This window comes from Pseudomonas sp. LARHCG127, assembly GCF_052871455.1.
The window spans coordinates 74,550-100,680 of the sequence record NZ_JBIXJT010000009.1 but is presented as its reverse complement, the minus strand read 5'-3'; the positions used below and the strand labels follow the sequence as shown (position 1 = coordinate 100,680).

Below are 26,131 nucleotides of genomic sequence, written 5' to 3'. Positions count from 1 at the left end.
ACGGTAAAACAAGGGATTAGCGAAGGGCGGGTGAGGATTTGTACGCACGGCAAGCGTACGCAAAGGCGTCCATGGAACCTGTGGACGCCCTTGGCGCTGGGCAGGGCGGCTAGTGACTTTTAGCCTTCCTGATCCGGATCAGAATCAGCAACATGATCAACAGCACCGGTGGCGTCATGCCCAGCAGCGCGTCACGGGCCGAGAGGTGTGCGCCCAAGGTGTGCAACCCGCTGTAGACCAACTTGAACAGGTTGATCAGGTAGTAAGTGATGGCGATGATCGACAGGCCTTCCACGGCGCGCTGGATCTTGATCTGGGCATCGGCGCGGGCATTGAGGCTGCGCAGGATCTCGGCGTTCTGGTCTTCCATCTCGACTTGCACGCGGGCTTGCAGCAGGTCGCCCAGGTTGGCGATGCTCATGGCCAGTTGTTCGAGGCGCTGTTCAGTGGCGGCGCAATAACGCACCGTGGGCTTGAAACGGCGTTCGATGAACACGCCCAAACGCTGGCAATCTCCCAAATGGCTTTCGCGCAACTCCCCCAGGCGCTCGAACACCAGTTGCGCGTAGGCGCGGGTCGCGCTGAAGCGGTGGCGAGTCCTGACCGAGCTGCTGACGACCTGGCGCGACAGCAGGGCGATATCCTCCAACAGGGCCTTGGCATGCACGCCACTGGCGTTGGCGTTGCGCTCGGAGAGGCTCACCAGGGTGCGATCGAATTCGTTCAGTTGCGGGTCCAGTGCCTTGGCGATACTGAGGGACAAGGAGGCCATCATGCGATAGGTCTCGATTTCCAACAGGCGCCGGATCATGCGCCCCTGGCGATAGGCGTTGAGCCGTCGGTTGATGAACAAGAGGCGATTGGTGCCGTCCTCGGTCAGGCGAAAATCGCTCCAGACCACCGCATCGCCACCGCCCACGCATGAGCCGCAAGGGTCCTTGAACCCGTAGCTGGGCAGGTCGAGGCCGGCTTCGGCACGCACCACCACCTGAACGGCATTGATGAGGTGCTGGGTGTGGCCTTCGATGCCCCGGGCAAGGCTTTCGGGCAGTGTCGTCCATTGCAGCTCGTTGCTGCTGGCAGGCACGACCAGGGTCAGGGTAAAAAATTCGGCGTGGCGCTCCCACTTCAGCGGATGGCCTTCCAGGCGGGTGATGCCTTGTGCGGCGTCTGCTGCGACGGTATCGGGGCACAGTCGCTCGAGCAGTGCGTTGCACTGGGCGTTGTCGCCCAGGAATGCCAAGTGGAAGACGTGGGCCGGTTCGTCGAAATACAACGACGGGCGGGCGTGCAACTCGTTGTGCAGCATTTTTCGTTGGGGATGCATGCGAGGGCGACCGTGTAATTGGCGTTATTTTGGAGGTGAGCACCTGAGCCAGCGTTCATAGGACTGGCCCATCCCGTCGAGAGTCACGCACAGCTGATCGGCGTCCTGCACATTTGGATCATTAAGTTGTCAGTTACGGTCATTGAGCAGCCGCAGCCGGACTCTTACGCTGTGGGCCATGACAGACGCAAGCCGCAGAGCTTGCGCTTTATTCCGTGATCGCCCGTTGTGGAGTTACCGATGACCGCCTCTCATTACCCGCACCTGCTGGCCCCGCTGGACTTGGGCTTCACCACGTTGCGCAACCGCACCCTGATGGGTTCGATGCACACCGGCCTGGAAGAGAAACCCGGCGGCTTCGAACGCATGGCGGCGTATTTCGCCGAGCGCGCCCGGGGCGGCGTGGGCCTGATGGTCACCGGTGGGATCGGGCCGAACGACGAAGGCGGTGTCTACTCCGGCGCGGCCAAGCTGACCACCGAAGAAGAGGCGCTCAAGCACCAGATCGTAACCCGGGCCGTGCATGAGGCCGGCGGCAAGATCTGCATGCAGATTCTGCACGCCGGGCGCTACGCCTACAGCCCCAAGCAAGTGGCACCGAGTGCGATCCAGGCGCCGATCAACCCGTTCAAGCCCAAGGAGCTGGATGAGGAAGGCATCGAGAAGCAGATCAGCGATTTCGTCACGTGCTCGGTCCTGGCCCAGAAGGCCGAATATGATGGCGTCGAAATCATGGGCTCGGAAGGTTATTTCATTAACCAGTTCCTGGCGGCCCATACCAACCACCGTACCGATCGTTGGGGCGGCAGCTATGAAAACCGCATGCGCCTGCCGGTGGAAATCGTCCGTCGGGTGCGCGAGGCGGTAGGCCCGAATTTCATCATCATCTTTCGCCTGTCGATGCTCGACCTGGTGGAAGGCGGCAGCACCTGGGACGAAATCGTCCAGTTGGCCAAGGCCATCGAGCAGGCCGGCGCGACGATCATCAACACCGGTATTGGCTGGCACGAAGCACGGATTCCCACCATCGCCACCAAGGTTCCACGGGCGGCGTTCAGCAAAGTCACAGCCAAGCTGCGCGGTTCGGTGAACATCCCGCTGATCACCACCAACCGCATCAACACCCCGGAAGTGGCCGAGCAGATCCTGGCCGAAGGCGATGCCGACATGGTTTCCATGGCCCGGCCGTTCCTGGCCGATCCGGAGTTCGTCAACAAGGCTGCCGCCGGTCGCAGCGATGAAATCAATACCTGCATCGGCTGCAACCAGGCGTGCCTGGACCACACCTTTGGCGGCAAGCTCACCAGTTGCCTGGTCAACCCGCGGGCCTGCCACGAAACCGAGCTGAACTACCTGCCGGTGACCCAGGTGAAGAAAATCGCCGTGGTTGGCGCTGGCCCGGCCGGGTTGTCCGCGGCCACGGTGGCGGCCGAGCGCGGGCACCAGGTGACGCTGTTCGATTCGGCCAGCGAAATCGGTGGCCAGTTCAACGTCGCCAAGCGCGTGCCGGGCAAGGAAGAGTTCTTCGAAACCCTGCGCTACTTCAAGCGCAAATTGCAGACCAGTCATGTCGAGCTGTGCCTCGACACCCGGGTGGATGTGGCGCAATTGGTGGCCGGCGGTTACGACGAGATCATCCTCGCCACCGGCATCGCCCCCCGGGTGCCGGCGATTCCCGGGGTGGAGCATGCCAAGGTCTTGAGCTACCTGGACGTGATCCTCGAACGCAAGCCGGTGGGGCGCAGTGTCGCGGTGATCGGTGCCGGCGGTATTGGCTTCGACGTGTCGGAATTCCTGGTTCACCAGGGCGTCGCCACCAGCCAGGACCGTGAGGCGTTCTGGAAGGAGTGGGGGATCGACACCCATCTCCAAGCGCGCGGCGGCGTCGCCGGGATCAAGGCCGAACCCCATGCACCGGCGCGCCAGGTGTTCCTGCTGCAACGCAAGGCGTCCAAGGTCGGTGACGGCCTGGGCAAGACCACCGGCTGGATTCACCGCACGGGCCTGAAGAACAAGCAGGTGCAGATGCTCAACAGCGTCGAATACTTGAAGATCGACGACGACGGCCTGCACATTCGCATCGGCGAAACCGGCGAGCCGCAAGTGCTGGCGGTGGACAACATCGTGATCTGCGCCGGCCAGGATCCGTTGCGTGAGTTGCAGGAAGGCCTGGAAGCGGCAGGGCAGACCGTTCACCTCATCGGCGGTGCCGATGTGGCGGCTGAGCTGGATGCCAAGCGGGCGATCAACCAGGGCTCGCGGTTGGCGGCGCAGTTGTAACGCACAGCCCTGTAGACACCCGCAGCCCCGGTGGGAGCGCGCCTGCTCGCGCTGGCGGTTAGTCAGTTTCAGAAATGCTGGCTGCCCCACCGCTATCGCGAGCAGGCTCGCTCCCACAAGTTTTTTCGATGTCAGGGAGTCCGCGAGCAAGCTGTTAAGATGCCGGACATCTTTCTCCCTGGCCTGCCGCCATGCTGCTTCCCGCCCTCGACTGGCATCCCCAACCCCGACTCGAACCCCTTCACCTGGACTGGCTCGCCCATGCAGGTGTTGAAGTGGCGGTGTTGCGCCTGGACCGGATCGATCCACTGATCAGCGGCAACAAGTGGTTCAAACTGGTCCACCCTCTGCGCGCCGCCCATGAAGCCGGTGCCGAGGGGATCATCAGCCTGGGCGGGGCCTATTCCAATCATTTGCATGCGCTGGCGGCGGCCGGCAAGCGCTTCGGGTTTCCCACGGCCGGGCTGCTGCGCGGTCACCCCCAGGACACGCCGACGGTGCGCGACCTGACAGCATTCGGCATGGAATTGCATTGGTTGGGTTATGGCGGGTACCGAGAGCGACATGCCCCAGGTTTCTGGGGGCCGTGGCAGGCCCGCTATCCACATTTGCACCCGGTGCCCGAGGGCGGTTCGGGATTGCCTGGGGCACAAGGCTGCATGGCCTGGGCGGCCAGTGTCGATCAACAATTGGGGGCGTTGGGGTGGGCGGATTATCACGGCTGGTGGTTGGCCTGCGGCACGGGAACATCATTGGCCGGGCTGGTGCTGGCCGAAGCGGGCAAGCGTGCGGTCTACGGTGTGCTGGCGGTGCCCCCGGACCATGGCGTGGCCCAGCAGGTCGAGCGCATCGTGGGGGAGGCGGGGCTTTGTGATCCGCGTTATGAATTGCTCGACGGCAGCCGTGGTGGTTTCGCCCGGGTCGATGCCGAGCTGACTGCCTTCATCGAAACCACGGCGGCCATCGAACTGGAACCGTTGTACACCGGCAAGGCCTTGATGGCGCTCAAGACGCACGTCGAGGCCGGAAGGTTTGCCCCTGGCACCCGTTTGATCTTTGTCCACACCGGCGGTCTGCAAGGCCGCCGAGGGTTTGACTGATGGCGATCAGCCGCGTTTGGGCATCATCCGCAACAGCGTGTTGTCGCGTACCACGTAGTGGTGATACAGCCCCGCCAAGGCATGCAGGCCAATCAACCAATAGCCGATGGTGCCGCCGAGCACATGCCAGCCTTCCAGTTGCTTGGCAAAGTCCTTGTCTTGATCGATGAGCAACGGCAAATCGAAACCGTAGAACATCACCTGGTGCCCTTCGGCGCTGGTGATCAGCCAGCCCAGCAGCGGCATGGCGATCATGAATACATACAGCGCCCAGTGCATCAGGCGGGCGAGGAGGGTTTGCCAGGCGGGGGAGGCTGGGAAAATTGCCGGTGCCTTGCCCCTGGTGCGGGCGAACAGGCGCAGCCAGGCCAGCAGGAACACGGTCAGGCCAAGCATGAAATGCGCTTCCTTGATCAGAGTCCGGCCACCACTGCCCTTGGGGAAAATTCCCCGTAACTCAATGCAGGCATAAACCACGGCCAGCAGCACCAGCATCAGCCAATGCAAGGTTACCGTGACGGTACTGTAGCGGTTTTCCGAGTTTTTCCAGGGCATCGCGGTATCTCCAACAATCAGGGCAAAAGCGCCGTCTAGAGCGGCGTTGTGTCTCCACTGTATGCCCGTTTCGCTGGGTTTGCTTGAGCCAGGTCAGGTTTGCCGGCAAGAAGCCATGCGCTGGCTCAGGGTGTGAAGTTTGGCGGGTTCAGCAGCCAGTCCAACAGCAATCCTGCATCAGGGTTGCCACGGGACGGTTTCGGTGGGGCGGCGGCGTGTCCTGCGCCGGTATCGACAGCCCCTGGGCACAGCACCGGCCGGTCGGGGTCGCCATCGAGAAAACTCACCAGCACTTCGCTGCCGGCCCTCAGCGAGGGGCTGTTGTTCAGCGTCAGTCGCGACACGGGCAGCGTGATGCCTTCCTGGTCCGGCGCCCAGAGGCTGACGCTGACTTGCCCGCGCTCATCGGCCTGGGCCGGTTGGCCGGGATGGCCGAGTACATGGGCCAGGTGATACCCGGGGATGCAGGGCTTAGGGTGTTTAAGGGCCGGCCTGAACACGGTGGCCCAGGGGATGGCGGTGAAGCGGTTGTGGTAGTCACGGGCCGACGATGTGGTGGGGAGGTCCGGCTCAAGAATCGAAAACTGCCGGCCGCGGTGCTGGACCTCGGTGATCAGCCATTGATCGTTGAACGTGGAAACCGGGTGCTCGCAGATGTGCACGATGTCGCCGCCGTGCAGGGCGGGTTGGTCACTGTGGCCATGGATTTCCCGTTGCCGACAGCGTAACCGTTCCAGGTAGCGGCGACCGACCTGGTAACGGTGAGTCAAGGCCGGGTCGCCGTGCATGGCCTCATGGTCGATTTGCTCAATGGGTTGATTCGCCGCCCAGGCCTCGGCGTCGGTCGTGGCCCGATCGCTGAACCCGACGGGCAAGCCAGGCAGCATTCCGTGGTGACGCAAATACAAGCGCTCAATGGCCGGTATCGAGTTGTCGTTCGGGCGCAGGGACAGTTCGACGGGCCGTGTGGGAAAACTCTTCGGGTCTTCGGCAAACACCAGGACGTGGCCCTGTGGGGTGTGTTCGAAGTGGTAATGAATGCCTTCTTCTTCGCACAGCCGTTGCAGGAGGGTCAGGTCGCTTTCGTCGTACTGGATGCAGAATGGGCGGCATGGATACTGCCCGTGGGGCAGTTCGAAACGGTAGCTGTCGGCGGGCAGGCCGTTGTCTTCCAGCAGGCGTCGCAGCACCTGCACCACGGTGAGTCGATGGAAAACTCGGCGCCGTGGGCCTTGTTCCAATTGCTGCAGGTAGGGAACCAAGGTCAGGCGATAACCGATGCGCCGCGGTGCCGGGGCGCTCAGGCAAACGCTGTGGATAATCCCATGGATACCCGAGTCGCGGTCCAGGCGCAGGAAGGCCGGGTGCCCCAATAGCAGGTCGGGGTCTATCGGTGGGGCCAGGCCGATCAATTCGAGGTCGAAACGGTACGGCTGGTTGAGGGCTTCGCGGCCATTGAAGCGCAAGACTTGCAGCTGCAAGTCGCTTTGCGTGAGCGTCAGGCTGAAGGGACTTTCCGTGTCGTTGCGCATCGCGCCTCCTACTGGCGGGGAGAGAGGCACAGAGGGTACGAAACCACGGGAGGAAATGGTGCTTGTGAGCCGCTATTTCAGAAACGCCCTACAACACACTGTGAAAATGTCGATCCGGCACGGTGATTTTTTGGTCGATCAGCCGGTTTAGGCCGTATAAACTTGCGCCACAGCGCCGGCCGGCAGATGTCTCGGCGCGTCAGACAAGAGAGTGAGTAATGGGCGCACAGTGGAAGGTTAAACACAAAGAAGCGGCTGCCAACGCCAAGGGCAAGATCTTCGGCAAGCTGGTGAAGGAAATCACCATTGCCGCGCGCAACGGCGCTGATACCGCGACCAACGCGCACCTGCGGCTGGTGGTCGAGCAGGCGAAAAAGGCCTCGATGCCCCGCGAGACCCTGGAACGTGCGATCAAGAAAGGTTCTGGCCAGCTCGGTGAAACCGTGCAATACCACCGTGTCACCTACGAAGGGTTCGCGCCGCACCAGGTGCCGCTGATCGTTGAATGCGTGACCGATAACATCAACCGTACCGTAGCCGAAATTCGCGTCGCCTTCCGCAAGGGCCAACTGGGCGCCTCGGGTTCGGTGGCGTGGGATTTCAACCATGTCGGCATGATCGAAGCCGCGCCAGACAGCCCGGATGCCGATCCGGAAATGGCCGCCATCGAGGCCGGTGCCCAGGATTTCGAACCGGGTGAAGAAGGCGCGACGTTGTTCCTCACCGACCCTGCCGACCTCGATGCGGTACAGAAGGCCTTGCCGGAGCAAGGCTTCACCGTGTTGTCGGCCAAGCTGGGCTACCAGCCGAAGAACCCGGTCAGCGGCTTGACCGATGAGCAGATGGCCGAAGTCGAAGCCTTCCTCGAAGGCCTCGACAACCACGATGACGTGCAGGACATGTTTGTCGGGTTGGCGGGGTAAGCGAATACGCGCAACCCCTGTGGCGAGGGAGCTTGCTCCCGCTCGGCGGCGAAGCCGTCGCAAATGGGCCGACGCGGTCTTACTGACAGACCGCGGTGCCGGATCAGGGCTGCTTCGCAGCCCAGCGGGAGCAAGCTCCCTCGCCACGGTCACGGAGCAAACCTTCAATCTCATCGAACCCCGGCCGCGCCAGCACCTCCGGCTGACAGCAGCGCGCCTGCAAATCCTGCAGCCATGCAAGATCCTGTGCCGCGAGCGCCGGTTCGATCCGCGCCAGCAATTCCCCCAGCAGAATCCCGAAGGCCCGCACCTCGATGCGTTGCAGTGCGCGGGTTTGCAGGTTATCCGTGATGGCGTGGAACGACGCCGCGCCAAAATCGCCCAGCAGGCAATCACCCTGGTCATTGCACAGGATGTTGTGCCCGTAGAGATCGCCGTGGGTGATGCCTTGGCGGTGCAGGTGCGCCGCCGCCGAGGCGATGCCGTAAGCGATGCGCAAGGCCGCCGGGGCGTTCAGGCGCAGATCATCGGCATACACGTCGCGGCTGCATGACGCCAGGCTCGGCAGCCCGGCGAGGTTGCGGTAGCTGGGGTCGATCAGCGCCATCACCAGCCCGGCCTGTTGCTCGGGGTGCCCGGTGACTTGGCCCAACACGTCGATCAGGTTCGGGTGTCGACCGGCCGTGATGCAGGCATGCATTTCATGCAGGGGCGAGCCGTCGCTGGTCATCTGGCCTTTGTACAGCTTCACGGCGACGTTTCGCGCCACCTGGCCGGGGGCTTGCCAGAGCGCCTGGTGAATCACCCCGGATGCCCCTTCACCCAGTGGTTGTTGCAGCGCCAGTTGCGACCAGTCGATAGGCACAGTGGTATTCAGGGCCGCCGCTTCCGCTTGGGCTTCCAGCGGGTTGCCGGCGTAGGCCAGCCAACTGAGGCTCGGTAGCTCCAACAACCATTGCGGCAGTTCGGTCAGTTGATTGGCGGCGATGCGCAGCAGTTCCAGGCGATGACACTGGCCCAGGCTCGCCGGCAACTGCTGCAAACGGTTACCGGCCAGCATCAGTTTTTGCAGGTGTGGGCGTTGGCCCAGCTCGTCGGGCAACTCTTCGACGTCGTTATCGGTCAGGATCAACCAGCGCAGCCTTGGCGGCAGCGCGGCGCCCGTGACACGGGCGATGCGGTTGGCCTTGAAACCAACCATGGTCAACGCGCTGCAACGGCCCAGGCATTCGGGCAGTTCGGTGAAGCGGTTATCCGAGCAGAACAGCACACGCAGGTGGGGCAGCCGATGCAGGTCGTCGGGCAGCGTGTCCAGCTGATTGCCGCTGAGGTTGAGGATCTCGAGGGAATCGGCCAGCTCGAAGATTTCCCGGGGAAACTCCGTCAAGCCGCAGGCCAAGTCCAGCCGGGTAATTCCCGAGAGCTGGCCGGCGCGTAGTTGGGCGAGGGTGTGCATGGGAGGGTTCGCTGTTGATCAAGGGGCGGGCACAAATACTGAAACCAGCACAGAACCTGTGGCGAGGGAGCTTGCTCCCGCTGGGCTGCATGGCAGCCCCAAAAGCGGCCCTGCAATCAGTCTGACACACCTTGGTGTCTGGTTTGGGGGCTGCTTTGCAGCCCAGCGGGAGCAAGCTCCCTCGCCACAGGTTATCTGTTCAATTCGGTGTGAATTGGCCGCATGATAACTGCAAAGCGCGTTCTAGCGCTCGATGCTGCGGTTCCAGCGGGCGTTCCAGGCCGGGCGTTGTTCGTTGACCTGGTCCCAATCCACGGCAATCGCTGTCTCCAGGTATTGCTTCATCGCCTCTACCTGGCCACGGGTCTTGTCGGTGGTCGGGGTGTTGGGGTTGGACGGAATCTGGTCGCCTTCTTCCAGGGCGATGGCCTGGGCTTGCGGGGTCAGCAGGAACTCTGCAAGTTTTTGCGCCAGTTCCGGTTGGGTGTTCTGCGCAATGGCGCATTCGGCGACGTTGAGGACCACGGCGCCTTCCTTCGGCTGGGCATATTCCACCGGCATGCCCTTGAGTTTCAACGCGGTTACCTGGGTCGGCGTCAGCGGAAACAGCGCGGCTTCGTCGGTCTGCAGCATTTCGGATATCTTCGCCGAGCTCGGGATGTACTCCAGTACGTTGCGGCCCACCGTGTTCGGCCACGCCTTGAAGCCGGGCTCGACGTCGGTTTCGCTGCCGCCCTGGATCCGGTTGAACATCAAGAAGCCGTGCAGGCCGAAGGTAGACGAGGCCATCGACTGGAACACCACTTTGTCCTTGAAGCGCGGATCGGCCAGGTCCATCCAGGAGGTGGGCGTATTCCAGCCTTTTTCCTTGAACAGCCGGGTGTTGTAGGCCAGCCCCGTCACGCCGAGGCTGACGGCCACGGCCTGATCCTTGATGCGTCCCTTGGCCGGGATCTGCGCCAGGGTCGGGCTGTCCTCGAGTTTGTCGCACAGCCCCATCGCGATGGCGCGGTACATGATGCCGTCATCGAGGAACATCACGTGCATTTGCGGGTTGCCCTTGCTGGCCTGGACTTTCGCCAGGATGTCGGCAGAGGTGCCGGGCACGATGACCACTTTGACGTTGTTGGCTTTCTCGAAAGCCGGCAAGACCTTGTCGGCGTAGAGCCGCTCCATGGTGCCGCCGTTCATGCCCAGGTAAAGCGTCGGCTCGGCCAACGCCTGGGTGACCGGGAGCAGGGCGCCCAGGCAAGCGGAACCCAGCGAGCAGAAACCGAACAGTGCACTGCGTTTGACGTTATTCATTGGCGCGACCTTCCTCTATCAAGCAACGGAGATGGAGTGAAACCGGGTGATGGAAAACGCATCCAGCGGCGTGGACGAAGCCCCGCTGCAGATGATCTCGGTGAGCGCCTGGCCCACCGCCGGGCCGATCTGGAAGCCCGCGCCGGCAAAGCCGAACGCGTGCAACAGACCGGGCTGGGTGCTGCTGTGGCCGATCACCGGTTGGCGATCGGGCAGGTAGCCTTCGGTGCCGCTCCAGGTACGAATCGCCTGGGCGCCTTGCAAAAACGGGTAGAGCTCGACGGCCTGGCGCAGGATGTCCAGCACGGCGTTCTGGCCGGGCCGGGCGCGAGCGGCATCCAGCGCAAAACCTTGGCCGCCTCCCAGCACGCAATTGCCGCGCGAGACCTGGCGGGCGTAGATGCCACCGCCCTCGACGCCCGTGCTGGCATCCATGACCAAGGGCAAGGGTTCGGTGACCAGCATCGCCGGGTGCCCGGCGTGCATCGGCACCGCTTCGCCAAATTGCGCGGCGAACTGGCTGGCCCAGGCACCGGCGCAGTTCAGCAGCCAGGGCGCGTGGAACGTCAGGCCCGTTGCGGTGGGTACGACAAAGCGCCGGCCGTCGTGCTCAACATGGCTGACGGCGCATTGTTCGTGGACTTGCGCACCCTGTCGGCGCGCGGCTTGGGCGAAGGCTGGCGACACCAGGCGCGGATTGGCATGGCCGTCTTCCGGGCACAGCGACGCCCCGACCGCGACGGTGCCGACCCACGGAAAGCGCGCGCGCAGGGCCGTGCGATCAAGCAGTTGCAGATCCAGGCCAAAGCCTTGGCTGGCGGCCGCATAGTCGTGCAGCGCTTGCAGGTCTGCGGCACTGCGAGCCAGCTTCAAGTGGCCGCTACGCTGGTACTCGCCGTCGATGCCGATCAACTGGGGCAACTGGTGCCAGATTTCATGGGCCCGTTGCGACAAGGGCAATTGCGACAGCGGTCGACCCTGGCGACGTACGCCACCGTAGTTCACGCCGCTGGAGTGCGAGCCGCAGAAGTCGCGTTCCAGCAGCGCCACCCGGCGTCCGGCCTGGCTCAGGAACAGCGCCGCCGAGGCGCCGACGATACCGCCGCCAATGATCACCGCATCCACTTCGATCATGGCTCGACCTCCAGGCCGAACGGCACGGGTTTGATCGGCGCCTGGGCCCGCAAGCGGCCGATGCTGGCGATGGCGCGGCCACTTTCGCAGGCAATGATTTCCGCAGCCGCGCTGCCGCACATCCGTCCCTGGCAACGGCCCATGCCGACCCGGCAATGGGCCTTGACCCGATTGATTTCCCAATGGCCTTCGTTCACCACGCGGCGGATGTCGCCAACGCTGACTTCTTCGCAGCGGCAGATCATCAGTTGATCGGCGGCGTCGGCAGCCCACTGTTCAGGAAAGGCAAATGCGCGCTCCAGCCCTTCGCGAAACCGGCCGATGCGTTCAAGGGCTTGTTCCAGCTGCGTGCAACGCTGCGGGTCGGTGGCGTAGCCGAGGTCTTCAAGCAAGGCCAGGGCCGCCCGTTCACCGGCCAGCTCTGCCGCGTCGGCGCCCATGATGCCGGCACCGTCACCGGCCAGATAAACCCCCGGCACGCTGCTGCGTCCGGCGCGGTCCCGTTGGGGCAGCCACGCGCGGTTGAGGATATTCCAGGCAAACTCGCAGCCCAACAGGTCGGCCAGTTGGGTTTCGCTGCGCAAGCCGTGGGCGAAGGCCACCGCGTCACAATCGAGCGTGTGTTCGCCGCTTGCGTTGCGCCATGCCAGCGACTGCACCCGGCGTTCTCCTTCGACTCGCGCCAGGCTCGCCCCTTGATGCACGGCGATGCCATGGGCGGTCAGCCAGGCACGGTAATACAGGCCTTTGGCGAGGGTGGTCGGTTGTACCAGCAGGTCGGGCAGGGCGCGGACCTGGGCGCTAAAAGGTGAGCTGTCGAGGACTGCGACCACGTTGGCGCCGGCTCGGGCGTATTGATAGGCCACCAGGTACAACAAGGGGCCGCTGCCGGCGAACACCACCCGTTCGCCGATGGCGCACCCCTGGAACTTCAGGGCGATCTGCGCCGCGCCCAGACTGTACACCCCGGGCAGGGTCCATCCTGGCACGGGCAGGACCCGGTCGGTGGCACCGGTTGCGACAATCACGCTGGAGTATTCGAGGCGATCGGCGCGGCCTTCATGCAAGGTATCGAGCAGGCCGGCCTCGGCATTCCACACCAGCGTATCGGGACGGTAATCGAGCTGTCCGCGCAATTGGTCGAGGGTCTGGTGGATGGCGTTGGCCTTGTGTGCTTCGAAGCCATAGAGCTTGTTCGACGGGCGCTTGAAATTGGCCGGTTGGCGTCGATAGATCTGCCCGCCACCGCGGGCGGCTTCGTCCAGCAGCACGGGGTACAGGCCATGGGCGACCAGGGCCTGCGCGGCACGGATACCCGCCGGGCCGGCGCCGATGATGGTTATCGGTTTCATCGCCACCTCACGGGCAGGGCCGGGGGATTTGTGCTGTTGTCGAAGCCGTCATCGCGAGCAAGCTCGCTCCCACATTGAATCGGTTGTGGATGCTGGTTTTGTGAGCGCCGCAGTTCCCCTGTGGGAGCGAGCTTGCTCGCGATGAGGCCGTGCCAGTCGATACTTTTCATACCTGGCGCCCCGGTTCGCGGCTGATGTGCTGTCCGGCTTCGAGCAAGGTCGAGCAGGCGCGTACGCGACGGCCGTCGCCCAGGCGCACCCAGCAATCCTGGCAGGCACCCATCAGGCAGAAGCCGGCGCGGGGTTCGGCACTGAAGTCACTGCCGCGCAAGTGTTCGCTGCAGGTCAGCACGGCGGTCAGCAGGGTATCGCCCAGCAGGCCGGTGGCAGGCTGGCCGTCGAGGGTAAAGTCCAGGGCCGGGCGGTCGCCTTCGGCCAGTCGTTTCAGCAGTGCCATGACACCCTCATTGTTTGCCTACCAGGACTCGATCCAGGCCATAGACCCGATCGAGCAGAATCATGGTCAGCGCGGTGAGCCCGATGACCAGCGCCGACACTGCCGCCATCATCGGATCGATGGATTCGGTGGCGTACACGTACATGCGCACCGGCAAGGTTTGCGTGGCCGGCGAGGTGACGAAGATCGACAGCGTGACCTCATCGAAACTGTTGATGAACGCCAGCAGCCAGCCTCCGGCCACCCCCGGCAGGATCATCGGCAAGGTGATTTGCCGGAACAGCGTGAAGCGTCCGGCGCCCAGCGATTGCGCGGCCTGCTCGGCGCTGCGGTCCAGGCCGATGGCCGAGGCCAGCACCAGGCGCAGCACATACGGCGTGATCACCAGCACATGGGCGAAGATCAGCCAGGCGAAGCTGCCGTTCACGCCCATCAATGCAAACAGGCGCAGCAACGCCACCCCGAGCACCAGGTGCGGAATGATGATCGGCGACAGGAACAGGCCGTTGAAGAAGTCCCGGCCCGGGAACTCGAGCCGGGTGATCGCCAGGGCCGCCGGCACCGCGATCAAGGTCGCCAGCGAGGCCGCGCAGAACGCCAGGACCAGGCTGTTGTAGAACGCGTCGACAAAATCCGCCCGCTCGAACACCGCGCGGAACCAGCGCAGGGAAAACTCGGTGGTCGGCAGGCTCAGGGTGTTTTCCGGGGTGAAGGCGACGAGGCAGACCACCACCAGCGGCGCGAGCATGAAGATCACCACCAAGGCGTGGAACAACAGCGCGAAAGGACCGTTTCTAGACATGACCCATTACCCCAATGACTTCTTGTAGCGGCCTTCGATCATCCGGTTCCACGACAGCATGATCAGCAGGTTGAGCAGCAGCAGCGCGACGGCAATGGCCGCGCCCATCGGCCAGTTCAGCTCCGACAGGTACTGGTCGTAGATCAACGTGGCGACCATCTTCAAGCGCCGTCCGCCGAGCAGGCCGGGAATCGCGAAGGAGCTGGCGGCGAGACCGAACACAATCAGCGTGCCGGACAGAACGCCGGGCATGATCTGCGGCAGTACCACCTTGCGGATCACCGTGAACTGGCTCGCCCCAAGGGATAGCGCGGCCTGCTCGGCGGCCGGGTCGAGTTTCTGCAGCGAGGTCCAGACCGGAATGATCATGAACGGCAACATCACGTGGACCAGGGCGATGACCACGGCGAACGGCGTATAGAGCAGCTTCACCGGCGCGCCGCCGAGGGCTTGCAGGGCCTGGTTGACCAGGCCGTCGGCACCGAGCAAGAGGCTCCAGCCGAACGCCCGCACCACCACCGAAATCAGCAGCGGCGTGAGGATCAGGATCAGGAAAATCGAGCGCCACGGTGTGCCCATGCGGCTGAGAATGTACGCCTCGGGCACGCCGATCAGCACGCACAGGAGGGTGGTCAGGGCGCTGATCCAGAACGTGCGCAAAAAGATCTCGTAGAAGTACGGATCGCCCAACAGGCTGGTGTAGTGCTCGAAGGTGTAGGCATCGCCGTTGATGCCCGAGCTGTAGTCGAATACGTTGAATGACAAGACCAAGGTCAAGCCCAAGGGAATGACCAGCAAGCCCAGGTACAGGGCCAGGGCCGGCGCGGACATCAGGTAGCCTTGCCGGCCGCGGCGCATCGCATCGATCAGCTTCATGCCGGTACCTCGTCCGCGCTCAATACCCGCAGCAGGGCCGGATCCCAATCCAGGCCCACCGCCGTGCCTTCGGCCAGGGGCGCGGAGCCATCGTTGCGGCGCACCACGCAGAGTTCACCCAGGCGGGTGGAGACGCCGTACAGCCATTGGCTGCCGAGAAAGAAGCGGCTGGTGAGGGTGCCTTGCAGTCGCCCTGAACCGACCTCGCACAGGTCGATCTTTTCCGGACGCAAACTCAGTGTCAGCTCACCCTCGGCCGGGCTACAGGCTTGAACCATACCCGCGCTGTCGCGTCTGCCGGCCAGCAGGTTGGCTTTGCCGACGAAACCTGAAATGAACTCGGTGCGCGGGTGCTCGTAAAGGGTGTACGGCGCGTCGATCTGGGTGATGCGCCCGGCCTGCATCACCACGACCCGGTCGCTGATCGACAGGGCTTCGGATTGGTCATGGGTCACCATCAGCGTGGTGATGCCGACTTCGCGCTGGATGCGGCGTATTTCGAACTGCATCTCTTCGCGCAAATTGGCGTCGAGGTTGGACAGCGGCTCGTCGAGCAACAGCACCGGCGGTTCGATCACCAGCGCCCGGGCCAGTGCCACGCGTTGGCGCTGGCCACCCGAGAGTTCGCGTGGATAACGGTCGGCGTGACGGTCCAGGCGGACCAGTTTCAACACCCGGTCCACCCGTTGTTGCAACTCGGCGTTGGCCACTTTGCGCATGCGCAGGCCGAAGGCGACGTTGTCCTTGACGGTCATGTGGGGGAACAGCGCGTAGCTCTGGAACACCACCCCCAGGCCGCGGCTTGCGGGCTTGGCGTGGGTGATGTCGCGGCCGTCCAGCAGGATGCGCCCGCTGCTGACGTCGACGAAGCCGGCGATCATCTGCAAGGTCGTGGTCTTGCCGCAGCCGGAAGGCCCCAGTAGCGAGACGAACTCGCCTTTTTCCACCGACAGATAGGTGGCGACCACGGCGTCGATATCGCCGTAACGTTTGCCAAGCCCTTCAAGTTGCAAAAAAGCCATCGCTGCGCTCCACCTGGGATTGTTATGCGTCGCCGCAAGGCGCGCTTTTTTGTATGGGCAGATACGAAAGGGTGCTGCTGGGGTGCGTTGGCGCTCGACCTCAAGTCGGCTGCCGCTGTTGTTCGAATCGCCCCTGTATGGACGAAGAGTAGGACGAAGAATAGGATGGGCTCAATGGACTATTTCACTGAAGCGAAGACTATTTTCAGTTTCATTCAGTGGATAAATTGAAGAATGAGAAACTTGATGAATAATTCCACTGATCGGAATAATGAGAGGGGCGAAGTCGGTGTCGGCGCAGTCTCCAGGCTGTTTGCCGTGTTGCGCAGCTTGGGCGACACGGTGGAGGGCGGTGAGCGGGTGACGCAACTGGCCCAGCGCATCGGCCTGTCCCAGCCCACCACGCATCGCCTGCTGCGCAGCCTGATGGACGAGGGCATGGTCGAGCAGGACGCGCGCAGCAAACGCTATCGCCTGAGCTTGGATTTTTTCGCCCTGGCGGCCCGGGCCGGGAACACCGGCAACCTGCGCGAGCTGGTGCGCCCTGCCATGCTGCGGTTGTCGGCGTCCTTGGGGGACTCGCTGTTTTTGCTCGCCCGCAGTGGTTTCGATGCCATCTGCCTGGACCGCAGCGAGGGGCCGTTTCCGATCCGCACATTCACCGGCGACATCGGTGGCCGCGTGGCGTTGGGCGTGGGGCAGGGCAGCCTGGCGATCCTGGCGTTCCTTCCGGAAGAAGAGCGCGACACGGTGATTCAATACAACCTGCCGCGGCTCAAGGATTTCCATTTGTACGACGAAGTTTTCCTGCGCACGGAAGTGGAGAACGTGCGCGCGCTGGGCTACGCCGGACGCAACACCGGCGTATTGCAGGGCATGGCCGGGGTGGCCGTGCCGATTCTTGATCGCGAAGGTCGGGCTGTGGCGGCCTTGAGCGTGGCCACCGTGAGCGACCGGTTGGGCCCCGATCGCCTGCCGACGGTGGTGGATATGCTCAAGCGCGAAGCGGCGCTGATCGGGCCGCGGATCAACCCGTTCGATCCGTTGCTGCGAAGGCCTTCGCAGGTGTTTGGGCAGGGGTGAATACACTCTCAAGAGCAGCCTGTATCCCCTGTGGGAGCGAGCTTGCTCGCGATGGCGGTGGTTCAGTTAGAAATGATGTCGACTGATACACCGCCATCGCGAGCAAGCTCGCTCCCACAGAGATTCCCACAGGGCAGGGGGTTCAGAAGTTCAGGGTCTGCTTGAGCCGCTGCGTCGTCGGCGTATCACTCGGTATGACCATCGCATAGTTGTAGCCCGGCCCGGACCAGTACTCGGCCTGCAGCTCGCCATCGCGGCGACTGCCCCGGGGCAGCAGGAAATTCTTCGGGCCGGGAGGGCGCACGTAGAAGCTGATCTTCTGGCCGCTCGGATCCTGATAGACCACCATCGCCGCCGCGCCTTGCTCGGTGCTGAGCAAGCGCCCGCTGACCGGCTTGAACCCGGCGCTGGACAGGTCGGGCAACCGGTCGGCCTGGGTGAAGTAACGGTCGAGCCAATCTTGCATGTGTTGTTCGTCGCCGCTCTGGTAGTCGGCTGGGAGGATGCCCTGTTGAGCAATCAACCGGTACGCCTGCAGGGCATCGGCCATGGGAGCGGCGGCGCTGAGCAGGGTCATCTGCCGCGCCTGCCAGCCACTGAAGCCACCCACGCTGACGGCCAGCAGCAACACCGCGGCGTTGGCCAGGTGGCGGCGGGAGCGATGTTTCAGGCGCTGGCGAATCATGGCCGGGTCGAGGTCCGGGTTGGGTGGCTGTTGCAAGGCGCCGCTTAGGGCCGTGCGCAAGTGCTGCGCGTCCTGTTGCCAGGCGCGCACCTGGGCGGCGACGTCAGGCTGGTTGGCCAGGTAGGTCTCGACCAGGCGCTGGTCGGCTTCGCTCAGTTGACGATCGACGTAGGCGTGCAGGTCGCTGTCGCTGGGGGGCATGCTGATCATTTGAGTATCCGCAGGGTGGGGCGGGTGATTTCGCCATCGCTGAGTTGGCGCAGGGCCTGGCGGGCGCGGGACAGGCGCGACATCACCGTGCCGGTCGGTACGCCGAGGATGTCGGCGACTTGCTGGTAACTCAAGCCTTCCACCGACACCCAGAGCAACAGCGCGCGCTGTTCCGTCGTGAGCTGATCGAAGGCTTGCAGGGACGATTGCGCGATCACGCTGCGCTCGGCCGAAGGGTGGGCGTCGTCGCGGCCGGTGAAGAACGCCAGCATGCGCGCATAGCGCCGGGAGCGGCGATGGCCGTCGAGAAACTGCCGATACAGGATCGAAAACAGCCAGGCCCGCAGATCGCCGTCCGGGCGCTTGTCGTTCCATTTGGACAACGCCCGTTCCAGGCACATCTGCACCAGGTCGTCGGCGTTGCTCGGGTTGCGCGTCAGCGACACGGCAAAACGCCGTAGCCTGGGGATGAGTTCGCGCAACTGTTCGTCAAGTGCGTTCATGAAAGTGTGGTTTCTGTAGGCAGTCACTGCGCCGGGACTGGAAAGACGCCCCGCGAACGAGATTATTCCAGTGCAGGAAAAATAAATACGAGGCGTGGGAATAAACCTGGCGGGCCTTCGTCTGACGGGTCCTTTCCAACGAACGGCCTCACGCCCTGGAGCTTTCTCATGGTTGATCCTTCACCCTCATCGAGCCGGCCGCCCTTGAGTGCCGCCGCCCTGACCCTGCGTCTGAGCGGTATCGCGGTGATTGTTGCCGCGCTGGCCGGGGCGTTTGCCTACGTCAATGGCAGCCTCGACCCGCAGCGCTTGACGCCGGACGCGCTGGTCAATGTCCTGGAAAAAAACAATGGCACGCATCCGGGCTTTCGACGCAACCACTCCAAAGGTGTCTGTGTCGCGGGCTATTTCCAAAGCACGGGCGAGGCCAGCGCCTATTCCAGTGCCCAGGTGTTCACGCAGCCGCAGACGCCGGTAATCGGGCGTTTTGCCTTGCCCAGTGGCAACCCCTATGCACCGGACGGCAGTGTGCCGATTCGCAGCCTGGCGCTGCGTTTTACCCAGGCCAACGGCCAACAATGGCGCACCGGCATGAACAGCATGCCGGTGTTTCCGGTGGGCACGGTCGAAGCGTTCTACCAATTCCAGCAAGCCCAGTCGCCGGACCCTGCCACTGGAAAACCGAACCCTGCGGCCGTGCCGGCGTTTTTTGCCGCGCACCCCGAAGCGGTGCCGTTCCTGCAATGGATCAAGACCGCCAAGCCGTCGGCCAGCTATGCCACCGAAACCTACAACGGCATTAACGCGTTCTATCTGGTCAACTCCGCCGGCCAGCGCCAGGCCGTGCGCTGGGGCGTGGTGCCGCTGAGCCAGGACGCAGCGGATGCGACGCCGCCCCAGGGTGCTGATTTCCTCGAACAAGACTTGGCGAAGCGTCTTGCCGCCGGGCCGTTGCGTTGGCAGTTGAACATCACCCTGGCCAACCCGGGGGATCCGGTGAACGACGCCAGCAAGGCCTGGCCCGCTGACCGCAAGGTGGTCAATGCCGGCACGCTGGTGCTGGAGCGCACCCAGGCCCAGGACAACGGCGAATGCCGCGACATCAACTATGACCCGCTGATCCTGCCCCAAGGGATCGAAGGTTCTGACGATCCGCTGCTGGTCGCGCGCTCCGCCGCCTATGCCAGTTCCTATCTGCGCCGTACCAGCGAAGTGAGCCAATTGCCCGCCACCCAGGAGTCCCGCCCATGAGCGCCCCTCGTCACTTTGTTCCGCTGGCCCGACTGCTCCACTGGTTGATGGCTCTGATGATCATCGCCATGCTGTTTATCGGCGCGGGCATGGTCGCCTCGGTGTCCGAACGCCATGAATGGCTGCTGCAATTGCACAAGCCATTGGGGATCGCGATTTTGCTGCTGGTGATCGTCCGTCTGCTGGTGCGCTTTACCACTCGTCAACCGCCGCTGCCGGCGGATCTGCCGGGCTGGCAAGTGCTGGCGGCAAACGCCTCCCATGTGTTGTTGTACGCCTTGATGCTGATCCTGCCGCTGTTGGGCTGGGGCATGATTTCGGCGGCGGGGGACCCGGTGATGCTCAGCGACTCGTTGCAACTGCCTTCAATCCTGCCTGCCCACGCCCAGACGTTCGCGCTGCTGCGCAAGGCCCATGGGTACCTGGCTTATTTGTTGTTCGTGACCGTGGTGGTGCATCTGGCGGCGGCGCTGTTTCACGCGTGGGTGCGCCGGGATGAGGTGTTGGACAGTATGTTGCGCGGCAAGGGTTGATGAACCCTGTGGCGAGGGAGCTTGCTCCCGCTGGGTGGCGCAGCCGCCCCAAATGGGCTGACGCAATCTTTCAGGCAGATTGCGTCAGCCGGTTTACGACGGCTGCGCCGCCGAGCGGGAGCAAGCACCCTCGCCACAGGTGTTCACCTTAGACCAGGGAGATGATCAGGTCGTTGGCTCAGCGCAATTCGTCAACCATGGCCTCGATGGTGCTCAACACATCCTTGCCCAGTTGCATCGAGCGTTTGCCGGACCAACCGGTGATCGGGTTCGGGTGATCGTTGTGGTCCTTGAATGGCATTTCCAGGGTCAGGGACAGGCAGTCATATTTTTGCCCGATTGCGTTGCAGGCCAGGGTCATGTTGGCCTGGCCCGGTTCGTCGCGGGTGTAGCCGTGAGCGGTCTGGAAGTCTTTGGTCTGGTGCTTGAGTTGGCTGCGAAAGCGCTCTTCGAGCTCAGCGATGCGTGGCGTGTAGCCCGGGTTACCTTCACAACCGGCGGTGAAGACGTGGGGAATTTCCTCATCGCCGTGCGCATCGAGAAACAGATCGACGCCATACTTTTCCATTTGCTGCTGGACGAAAAAGACCTCAGGGCTGATTTCCGGACTGGCGTTCTGCCAGGCACGGTTGAGGTCCTGGCCCATTGCGTTGGTCCGCAGATGACCATGGAAGGCGCCGTCCGGATTCATGTTCGGCACCAGGTACAAATCGGCCTTGGCGAGCAACCGGTTCAGTTGCGCATCGTCATGCTGTTGGAGGCGTTCGATCACGCCTTCCATGAACCATTCGGCCATGTGCTCGCCGGGGTGCTGCTGGGCGATGATCCAGACTTTGCGCCGGCCTTCGGCGCCGCTGCCCTTGCGCAGCAGTTGAATGTCCCGGCCTTCCACGCTTTTACCGACGGCCAACAGCTCGGTGCCGGACTTGTGCTGCGCCTGCTCGATCAGCCAGTCATGGCGGCCACGGCTGTAGGGTTCGAAGTAGGCGAACCAGGCGTGGGGTTGTTCGGCCTCCAGGTGAAAGCGCAGGGCGTCGCCTTCAAACTGGGTCGGAATGCGGAACCAATTGACGTGATCGTAGGAGGCAACGGTCTGGTAGCCCGTCCAGGCCTTGTTATAGGACGATTGACTGGCGTTGAGCAGGCGGAAGGAATATTCCTGGCCGACGTGCAAGCCGCTGGCCTTGAAATGGAACCACTGGAAATGGGCGCTGCGGGTGTCGGGCCTGATCTTGAGCAACGACTGCAACGGGTTGCTGATGTCGACGACCTCGATGTTGCCGCTGTCGAAATTGGCACTGATATCAAAGGAAGATTTAGCCACGGTCACGGTTCCTGGAAAGGATTTACATGACCGTTACTTTACACGCAAGAAAGGCGAAACCGGGACGATTTGCATCAGGTAAAGGAGGGGGCGTCCTCCCTGGACGCGAAGCCAGCTTAGAGAGTCTGCAATTGATTCTCAAGTGCTGGTTGTCGATAGTTTCGCCGGTGTGGCGAGGGGACTCTTGTAAACAGATATTCATTTGTTATGATCGCCGCCATCGAATTGGCAGCACCCTGAAAGACTTCATTAGCCTGAAGACATAAGCCGAAAAATCGGCAAAAAAAGACCCGGCAAAAAGCCGGGTCAAAAACCGTGATTAGCCTGATGAGGAGATATTCCAGAAGTCCGACCTAAGGTCTTCTGGCCTATCGACTGATCTCGCGACCAGCTGATGCAATAATAATCATTATCATTTGGAAGTCAAATGATTTGATCGCATCGATTGGAAATTTTTTCTCTTCGTCCGCATTCGCGACGACATTCCAAAGGGTTACCGCTAGCGAGTAGGGTAGCCATCCAGGGATCGGTCAAGCATCACCTTGACCAGATCGATCATGTGCACCACCGAAAACGCCAGGTCACGACTCGAACCCTCCAACTGGCTGGCCGACTCATGGGCGGTCGCCGCTGCGCAGCGCAACAGGTCGCAGGCGTGCACAAGGGCTTCTTCCGCGCTGACGCTGCGGCTGACCTCGAAGAAGCGATGTTCTGTCTGGGCTGGTGAAACACCTGGTTTCAAGTAGTAGTCGAGGGCACGTTTGGCCGCCGGGCAATCCTGCAGCGAAGGGAATGTACCGTCGAAAGGGCTGCTGGGCTGGTCTGTATTGGGTGTGTCCATTGTGATGAAAATCTCCGTGTGTGGGGCTGAACTCCTGAATCCAGAATAGTACTTACCGTAATTGTGACGACAATTTAAATACTACAATTTGTGTTTTGAGGGTCGGGGTCACCCACGTATCGTGCCGCACATGGATAAATGGATAGAGTTGGTCAAGGCCAAGATGAAGGAGCTGCACATCACGCAAGTGGTGCTCGCAGAGCGGTTGGGCATGTCCCAGGGCGGCGTCGGCCATTGGCTGACCAAGCGCCGGCAGCCCAGTGTCGCAGACATGAACCGGGTCCTGCGGGAGCTGGGGCTGGAGTTTCTGGAAGTGGCGATGGTGATCCGCGAGCCGGACACCTCCACCGAAGAAGGCATGGCCCTGGCGCAGAAGTACAACCCGTACTTCCGCTACCCGGTCAGTGAGTGGCACGAGGTGGGCGAAGTTCGTGAAGGTGATCCTGGCGCTTACAGCCAGGCGCGCTACGAACTGACGGACTACCACGCCCTGGGCGATGCATTCTGGCTGGTGGTGATGGGCGATGCGATGACCGCACCCAGCGGGTTGAGCATTCCCGAGGGCATGTCGATCCTGGTGGATCCGGCCATCGAGGCGGTGCCCGGCAAATTGGTGGTCGCCTGCCTACCCGGCAGCAGTGACGCGACCTTTCGCAAATTGATCGAAGAGAGCGGGCAGCGTTACCTGGTTCCGCTCAATCCGACTTACCCGAAAAACCTGTACACCGAGCAATGCCGCATCATCGGTGTGGTGGTACAGGCCACCATCAGGTTCTGACTGGATCGGCCCGGGGAGCGGGCCGATGCCTATTCTTCGAACGCCACCAAGGCACTACCCTCGTTGACCATTTCGCCTTCCTGGCAGTACAGCGCCTTGATCACGCCAGCCTGGGGCGCACGAATGCTGTTCTCCATTTTCATGGCTTCCAGCACCACCAGTTGAGCCCCGGCCTCCACAGTCTGGCCGACATTCACCAATACCCGCACGATACTGCCGTTCATGGGCGCCACCAGGCCGCCTTGATGGCTGTGGCTGGCTTCGGCGACGGCCAGCGGGTCGTACAGGTCGATCCGGTGCAGGTCACCTTCCCATTGCAGGTACAAGCTGTCGCCCTGGCGAATGGCCCGATGGTTGCGGCGCAGGCCGTGGTGCTCGACCGTCAGTTGCTCACCCTTGAGTTCCGCGCAACAGACGGTGCTGTCCAGCGTCAGTGCGCGATCCTGGCCTTCGCAGCTCAGGTGCAAGCTGGTTTCCCTGGGCAGCCCCAGACGCAACCCGGTGGTGCTGGCCCAGGGTGAGCCGGCATCATCGCCGCGTACACGTGGGGTCAGGCTCAAGGCGAACCCTTGGGCGGCGGCGAACCAGAACGCGTCATCCAATTCGCCGGGCTCTGGCAGTAATTGCGTCTGGTAACGTGGGATAAATCCGGTGTCCAGTTCCGCCGTTGCGAAGGCGGGGTGGGCGATGATCCGTCGCAGGAAGCCGATGTTGGTCTTCAGCCCGCCAATGGCAAATTCGTCGAGCATGCTCAACAGCCGCAAGCGCGCCTGCTCGCGGTCTTCACCCCAGGCGATCAGCTTGCCGAGCATCGGGTCGTAGAACGGCGAGATTTCATCGCCTTCTTCAACCCCGCTGTCGACTCGCCGCCCCGGCCCCTCGGCCGACTCGCGATACAACGCCAGCCGCCCGGTGGCGGGCAGGAAATCGTTGGCCGGGTCTTCGGCATACAACCGCACTTCGATGGCGTGGCCGCGCAGCGGTACTTGCGCCTGAGTGAGCGACAATGGCTCGCCTTGGGCGACGCGAATCTGCCAGGCCACCAGGTCCAGCCCAGTGATCGCTTCGGTGACCGGGTGCTCGACCTGCAACCGGGTGTTCATCTCCATGAAGAAAAATTCGCCCCGGGCATCCAGCAGGAACTCCACCGTACCGGCCCCGACATAACCGATCGCCTGGGCCGCGCGCACCGCGGCTTCACCCATGGCCCGGCGCAGTTGCGGGGTCAGGCCGGGCGCGGGGGCTTCTTCCACGACTTTCTGGTGGCGGCGCTGGATCGAGCAATCGCGCTCGTTGAGGTACAGGCAGTTGCCGTGTTGGTCGGCAAATACCTGGATTTCCACATGGCGCGGCTTGAGCAGGTATTTTTCCACCAGCATCCGTGAATCGCCGAACGAGGACAGCGCTTCACGCTGGGCCGAGGCCAGGGCTTCGGCCAGTTGGCTGACGTCTTCGACGACTTTCATACCCTTGCCGCCACCGCCGGCGGTGGCCTTGAGCAATACGGGGTAGCCGATGCGCTCGGCGGCGTCGCGAAAGGTCTCCAGGTCCTGGGCTTCGCCGTGATAGCCGGGCACCAGCGGCACGCCGGCGGTCTCCATCAAGGCCTTGGCCGCCGATTTGCTGCCCATGGCGTCGATGGCCGAGGCCGGTGGGCCGAGGAAAATCAGCCCGGCGTTTTCAATCGCCCGGGCGAATCCGGCGTTCTCGGACAGAAAGCCATAACCGGGATGGATGGCTTGGGCACCGCTGGCTTTCGCTGCAGCGATCAATTTGTCGATTTGCAGGTAACTGTCGGCAGCCTTGCTGCCGCCCAGGTCCACGCGAATGTCGGCTTCACGGCTGTGGCGGGCATCACGGTCGGTGGCGCTGTGGACGGCAACGGTGGCCAGGCCCATGGCCTTGGCGGTGCGCATCACGCGGCAGGCGATTTCGCCGCGATTGGCCACCAGCAACGTGGTGAGGGCAGGGGCGCTCATCGACGCGACTCCTTGTTATTCGATTCGGCTTGCCAGTTCGGCGCACGCTTTTGCAAAAAGGCCCGCAGGCCTTCCTGGCCCTCCGGGCTGACGCGGATGCGGGCGATGGCGTTTTCGGTATAGCGTCGCAGCGCCGGGGTCAGGGCGCCGTTGCCGACTTCACGCAGCAGTTCCTTGCTGGCGCGCATGGCCGCCGGGCTATTGAGCAACAGGTTGTCGATCCACTGTTCGACCTGCTGGGCCAGGGTCTCGGCAGGGTAACTGTCCGACAGCAAACCGATCTCTTTCGCACGTTGCCCGTCGAAGCGTTCTGCTGTCAGGGCATACCGACGCGCCGCCCGCTCGCCGATGGCTTGCACCACGAACGGGCTGATTACCGCCGGCGCCAGGCCAATGCGCACTTCCGACAGGCAAAACTGTGCTTCATTGGCGCCAATGGCCATGTCACAGGCACTGATAAGCCCCAGCGCGCCACCGAACGCCGCACCCTGGACGACGGCCAGCGTTGGGATCTTCAGCTTGGCCAGGTTGTACATGAGCTCAGCCAGTTCCCGGGCGTCGTCGAGATTGGTGTGGTAGTCGAGCTCGGCCGATTGCTGCATCCAGGCCAGGTCGGCGCCAGCGCTGAAATGCTTGCCGCGACCGCGGATCAGCAGGAAACGCAGGTTTGGATCGCTGCCGACGTGATCGAGGGCGAGGATCAGTTCGCGGATCATTTCCGCGTTGAACGCGTTGTTCTTCGACTCGCGACTGAGCCACAGGGTGGCGACGCCCCGTGGGTCGGTGTGCAGTTCGAGGGTGTTGAAGTTTTCCATGGTCATTC

The 26,131-nt window shown here is 63.0% G+C and carries 24 protein-coding genes; 7 read left to right on the top strand and 17 right to left on the bottom strand.

What is annotated here, in order from left to right; all coding sequences use genetic code 11:
• Positions 1-109: 109 nt before the first annotated feature.
• Positions 110-1,327, bottom strand: coding sequence for a DUF3422 domain-containing protein (locus tag ACIPQ1_RS16870; protein ID WP_446534467.1), 1,218 nt, complete (start codon positions 1,325-1,327; stop codon positions 110-112).
• Positions 1,328-1,567: 240 nt separating this feature from the next.
• Between ACIPQ1_RS16870 and ACIPQ1_RS16865 the strand changes: the two genes are divergently transcribed.
• Positions 1,568-3,607 carry an oxidoreductase gene (locus tag ACIPQ1_RS16865; RefSeq protein WP_446534466.1) on the top strand — a complete coding sequence of 680 codons (2,040 nt, stop codon included), beginning with the start codon at positions 1,568-1,570 and terminating at the stop codon, positions 3,605-3,607.
• A 191-nt stretch (positions 3,608-3,798) separates the two neighbouring features.
• Complete coding sequence (locus ACIPQ1_RS16860) at positions 3,799-4,707, top strand: 1-aminocyclopropane-1-carboxylate deaminase/D-cysteine desulfhydrase (RefSeq protein ID WP_411385131.1); 909 nt, start codon at positions 3,799-3,801, stop codon at positions 4,705-4,707.
• Between the two features lie 6 nt (positions 4,708-4,713).
• Here ACIPQ1_RS16860 and ACIPQ1_RS16855 read toward each other — a convergent pair whose 3' ends face one another.
• Positions 4,714-5,262, bottom strand: coding sequence for a cytochrome b (locus ACIPQ1_RS16855; protein WP_186710601.1), 549 nt, complete (start codon positions 5,260-5,262; stop codon positions 4,714-4,716).
• Positions 5,263-5,387: 125 nt separating this feature from the next.
• Positions 5,388-6,794, bottom strand: a complete 1,407-nt coding sequence (locus ACIPQ1_RS16850) for a type VI secretion system Vgr family protein (protein ID WP_446534465.1) — start codon at positions 6,792-6,794, stop codon at positions 5,388-5,390.
• Positions 6,795-7,012: 218 nt separating this feature from the next.
• Here ACIPQ1_RS16850 and ACIPQ1_RS16845 point away from each other — a divergent pair, with 218 nt between their 5' ends.
• Positions 7,013-7,717, top strand: a complete 705-nt coding sequence (locus ACIPQ1_RS16845; protein ID WP_003199952.1) for a YebC/PmpR family DNA-binding transcriptional regulator — start codon at positions 7,013-7,015, stop codon at positions 7,715-7,717.
• A gap of 103 nt (positions 7,718-7,820) precedes the next feature.
• Here ACIPQ1_RS16845 and ACIPQ1_RS16840 read toward each other — a convergent pair whose 3' ends face one another.
• The 8 genes from ACIPQ1_RS16840 to ACIPQ1_RS16805 form a co-directional block, all read right to left on the bottom strand.
• Positions 7,821-9,173 (bottom strand): leucine-rich repeat-containing protein kinase family protein, encoded by a 1,353-nt coding sequence (locus tag ACIPQ1_RS16840; RefSeq protein ID WP_446534464.1) that lies wholly within the window; start codon positions 9,171-9,173, stop codon positions 7,821-7,823.
• A gap of 243 nt (positions 9,174-9,416) precedes the next feature.
• Entirely contained in the window at positions 9,417-10,478 is a 1,062-nt protein-coding gene (locus ACIPQ1_RS16835; RefSeq protein WP_411385128.1) for an ABC transporter substrate-binding protein, read from the bottom strand.
• Between the two features lie 18 nt (positions 10,479-10,496).
• Positions 10,497-11,612, bottom strand: coding sequence for an NAD(P)/FAD-dependent oxidoreductase (locus ACIPQ1_RS16830; RefSeq protein ID WP_250965198.1), 1,116 nt, complete (start codon positions 11,610-11,612; stop codon positions 10,497-10,499).
• Positions 11,609-12,964: an FAD/NAD(P)-dependent oxidoreductase gene (locus tag ACIPQ1_RS16825; protein ID WP_250965199.1), complete on the bottom strand. Its 1,356-nt coding sequence runs from the start codon at positions 12,962-12,964 to the stop codon at positions 11,609-11,611. The genes ACIPQ1_RS16830 and ACIPQ1_RS16825 overlap by 4 nt, the downstream gene beginning before the upstream one ends.
• A gap of 166 nt (positions 12,965-13,130) precedes the next feature.
• Positions 13,131-13,421: a (2Fe-2S)-binding protein gene (locus tag ACIPQ1_RS16820; RefSeq protein WP_003199964.1), complete on the bottom strand. Its 291-nt coding sequence runs from the start codon at positions 13,419-13,421 to the stop codon at positions 13,131-13,133.
• Positions 13,422-13,428: 7 nt separating this feature from the next.
• Complete coding sequence (locus ACIPQ1_RS16815; RefSeq protein ID WP_186710008.1) at positions 13,429-14,223, bottom strand: ABC transporter permease; 795 nt, start codon at positions 14,221-14,223, stop codon at positions 13,429-13,431.
• A gap of 6 nt (positions 14,224-14,229) precedes the next feature.
• Positions 14,230-15,099, bottom strand: coding sequence for an ABC transporter permease (locus tag ACIPQ1_RS16810; protein WP_446534463.1), 870 nt, complete (start codon positions 15,097-15,099; stop codon positions 14,230-14,232).
• Complete coding sequence (locus tag ACIPQ1_RS16805) at positions 15,096-16,121, bottom strand: ABC transporter ATP-binding protein (RefSeq protein WP_411385125.1); 1,026 nt, start codon at positions 16,119-16,121, stop codon at positions 15,096-15,098. The genes ACIPQ1_RS16810 and ACIPQ1_RS16805 overlap by 4 nt, the downstream gene beginning before the upstream one ends.
• A 246-nt stretch (positions 16,122-16,367) precedes the next feature.
• Between ACIPQ1_RS16805 and ACIPQ1_RS16800 the strand changes: the two genes are divergently transcribed.
• Positions 16,368-17,204: an IclR family transcriptional regulator gene (locus tag ACIPQ1_RS16800; protein WP_411385124.1), complete on the top strand. Its 837-nt coding sequence runs from the start codon at positions 16,368-16,370 to the stop codon at positions 17,202-17,204.
• Between the two features lie 142 nt (positions 17,205-17,346).
• Here ACIPQ1_RS16800 and ACIPQ1_RS16795 read toward each other — a convergent pair whose 3' ends face one another.
• Positions 17,347-18,099 carry an anti-sigma factor family protein gene (locus ACIPQ1_RS16795; protein WP_250965205.1) on the bottom strand — a complete coding sequence of 251 codons (753 nt, stop codon included), beginning with the start codon at positions 18,097-18,099 and terminating at the stop codon, positions 17,347-17,349.
• Entirely contained in the window at positions 18,096-18,602 is a 507-nt protein-coding gene (locus tag ACIPQ1_RS16790; protein WP_250965206.1) for a sigma-70 family RNA polymerase sigma factor, read from the bottom strand. Before ACIPQ1_RS16790 ends, ACIPQ1_RS16795 begins: the two co-directional genes overlap by 4 nt.
• Before the next feature lie 168 nt (positions 18,603-18,770).
• Here ACIPQ1_RS16790 and ACIPQ1_RS16785 point away from each other — a divergent pair, with 168 nt between their 5' ends.
• Both ACIPQ1_RS16785 and ACIPQ1_RS16780 read left to right on the top strand, forming a co-directional pair.
• Entirely contained in the window at positions 18,771-19,853 is a 1,083-nt protein-coding gene (locus ACIPQ1_RS16785) for a catalase family peroxidase (RefSeq protein WP_250965207.1), read from the top strand.
• Positions 19,850-20,386, top strand: coding sequence for a cytochrome b (locus ACIPQ1_RS16780; protein WP_250965208.1), 537 nt, complete (start codon positions 19,850-19,852; stop codon positions 20,384-20,386). The genes ACIPQ1_RS16785 and ACIPQ1_RS16780 overlap by 4 nt, the downstream gene beginning before the upstream one ends.
• Positions 20,387-20,564: 178 nt before the next feature.
• Here ACIPQ1_RS16780 and ACIPQ1_RS16775 read toward each other — a convergent pair whose 3' ends face one another.
• Together ACIPQ1_RS16775 and ACIPQ1_RS16770 are read right to left on the bottom strand one after the other, a co-directional pair.
• Positions 20,565-21,716 (bottom strand): M14 family metallopeptidase, encoded by a 1,152-nt coding sequence (locus tag ACIPQ1_RS16775; protein ID WP_411385123.1) that lies wholly within the window; start codon positions 21,714-21,716, stop codon positions 20,565-20,567.
• A gap of 493 nt (positions 21,717-22,209) precedes the next feature.
• Positions 22,210-22,551 (bottom strand): DUF6124 family protein, encoded by a 342-nt coding sequence (locus tag ACIPQ1_RS16770; RefSeq protein WP_250965210.1) that lies wholly within the window; start codon positions 22,549-22,551, stop codon positions 22,210-22,212.
• Positions 22,552-22,681: 130 nt separating this feature from the next.
• Between ACIPQ1_RS16770 and ACIPQ1_RS16765 the strand changes: the two genes are divergently transcribed.
• Complete coding sequence (locus ACIPQ1_RS16765) at positions 22,682-23,329, top strand: LexA family protein (protein WP_250965211.1); 648 nt, start codon at positions 22,682-22,684, stop codon at positions 23,327-23,329.
• Between the two features lie 29 nt (positions 23,330-23,358).
• On the opposite strand, the gene ACIPQ1_RS16760 is transcribed toward ACIPQ1_RS16765, so the two are convergent.
• Both ACIPQ1_RS16760 and ACIPQ1_RS16755 read right to left on the bottom strand, forming a co-directional pair.
• Complete coding sequence (locus tag ACIPQ1_RS16760) at positions 23,359-25,308, bottom strand: acetyl/propionyl/methylcrotonyl-CoA carboxylase subunit alpha (RefSeq protein WP_446534462.1); 1,950 nt, start codon at positions 25,306-25,308, stop codon at positions 23,359-23,361.
• Complete coding sequence (locus tag ACIPQ1_RS16755; protein ID WP_446534461.1) at positions 25,305-26,123, bottom strand: gamma-carboxygeranoyl-CoA hydratase; 819 nt, start codon at positions 26,121-26,123, stop codon at positions 25,305-25,307. The genes ACIPQ1_RS16760 and ACIPQ1_RS16755 overlap by 4 nt, the downstream gene beginning before the upstream one ends.
• Positions 26,124-26,131: the final 8 nt, after the last annotated feature.

Excerpts from the sequence above, each read along its gene's own strand:
- ACIPQ1_RS16820 (WP_003199964.1), bottom strand. The coding sequence starts at position 13,421 with ATGGCACTGCTGAAACGACTGGCCGAAGGCGACCGCCCGGCCCTGGAC.
- ACIPQ1_RS16860 (WP_411385131.1), top strand. The coding sequence starts at position 3,799 with ATGCTGCTTCCCGCCCTCGACTGGCATCCCCAACCCCGACTCGAACCC.
- ACIPQ1_RS16780 (WP_250965208.1), top strand. The coding sequence starts at position 19,850 with ATGAGCGCCCCTCGTCACTTTGTTCCGCTGGCCCGACTGCTCCACTGG.
- ACIPQ1_RS16795 (WP_250965205.1), bottom strand. The coding sequence starts at position 18,099 with ATGATCAGCATGCCCCCCAGCGACAGCGACCTGCACGCCTACGTCGAT.
- ACIPQ1_RS16815 (WP_186710008.1), bottom strand. The coding sequence starts at position 14,223 with ATGTCTAGAAACGGTCCTTTCGCGCTGTTGTTCCACGCCTTGGTGGTG.
- ACIPQ1_RS16805 (WP_411385125.1), bottom strand. The coding sequence starts at position 16,121 with ATGGCTTTTTTGCAACTTGAAGGGCTTGGCAAACGTTACGGCGATATC.
- ACIPQ1_RS16770 (WP_250965210.1), bottom strand. The coding sequence starts at position 22,551 with ATGGACACACCCAATACAGACCAGCCCAGCAGCCCTTTCGACGGTACA.
- ACIPQ1_RS16835 (WP_411385128.1), bottom strand. The coding sequence starts at position 10,478 with ATGAATAACGTCAAACGCAGTGCACTGTTCGGTTTCTGCTCGCTGGGT.
- ACIPQ1_RS16765 (WP_250965211.1), top strand. The coding sequence starts at position 22,682 with ATGGATAAATGGATAGAGTTGGTCAAGGCCAAGATGAAGGAGCTGCAC.
- ACIPQ1_RS16865 (WP_446534466.1), top strand. The coding sequence starts at position 1,568 with ATGACCGCCTCTCATTACCCGCACCTGCTGGCCCCGCTGGACTTGGGC.
- ACIPQ1_RS16755 (WP_446534461.1), bottom strand. The coding sequence starts at position 26,123 with ATGGAAAACTTCAACACCCTCGAACTGCACACCGACCCACGGGGCGTC.
- ACIPQ1_RS16850 (WP_446534465.1), bottom strand. The coding sequence starts at position 6,794 with ATGCGCAACGACACGGAAAGTCCCTTCAGCCTGACGCTCACGCAAAGC.
- ACIPQ1_RS16840 (WP_446534464.1), bottom strand. The coding sequence starts at position 9,173 with ATGCACACCCTCGCCCAACTACGCGCCGGCCAGCTCTCGGGAATTACC.
- ACIPQ1_RS16870 (WP_446534467.1), bottom strand. The coding sequence starts at position 1,327 with ATGCATCCCCAACGAAAAATGCTGCACAACGAGTTGCACGCCCGCCCG.
- ACIPQ1_RS16830 (WP_250965198.1), bottom strand. The coding sequence starts at position 11,612 with ATGATCGAAGTGGATGCGGTGATCATTGGCGGCGGTATCGTCGGCGCC.
- ACIPQ1_RS16800 (WP_411385124.1), top strand. The coding sequence starts at position 16,368 with ATGAATAATTCCACTGATCGGAATAATGAGAGGGGCGAAGTCGGTGTC.
- ACIPQ1_RS16790 (WP_250965206.1), bottom strand. The coding sequence starts at position 18,602 with ATGAACGCACTTGACGAACAGTTGCGCGAACTCATCCCCAGGCTACGG.
- ACIPQ1_RS16810 (WP_446534463.1), bottom strand. The coding sequence starts at position 15,099 with ATGAAGCTGATCGATGCGATGCGCCGCGGCCGGCAAGGCTACCTGATG.
- ACIPQ1_RS16825 (WP_250965199.1), bottom strand. The coding sequence starts at position 12,964 with ATGAAACCGATAACCATCATCGGCGCCGGCCCGGCGGGTATCCGTGCC.
- ACIPQ1_RS16855 (WP_186710601.1), bottom strand. The coding sequence starts at position 5,262 with ATGCCCTGGAAAAACTCGGAAAACCGCTACAGTACCGTCACGGTAACC.
- ACIPQ1_RS16760 (WP_446534462.1), bottom strand. The coding sequence starts at position 25,308 with ATGAGCGCCCCTGCCCTCACCACGTTGCTGGTGGCCAATCGCGGCGAA.
- ACIPQ1_RS16785 (WP_250965207.1), top strand. The coding sequence starts at position 18,771 with ATGGTTGATCCTTCACCCTCATCGAGCCGGCCGCCCTTGAGTGCCGCC.
- ACIPQ1_RS16845 (WP_003199952.1), top strand. The coding sequence starts at position 7,013 with ATGGGCGCACAGTGGAAGGTTAAACACAAAGAAGCGGCTGCCAACGCC.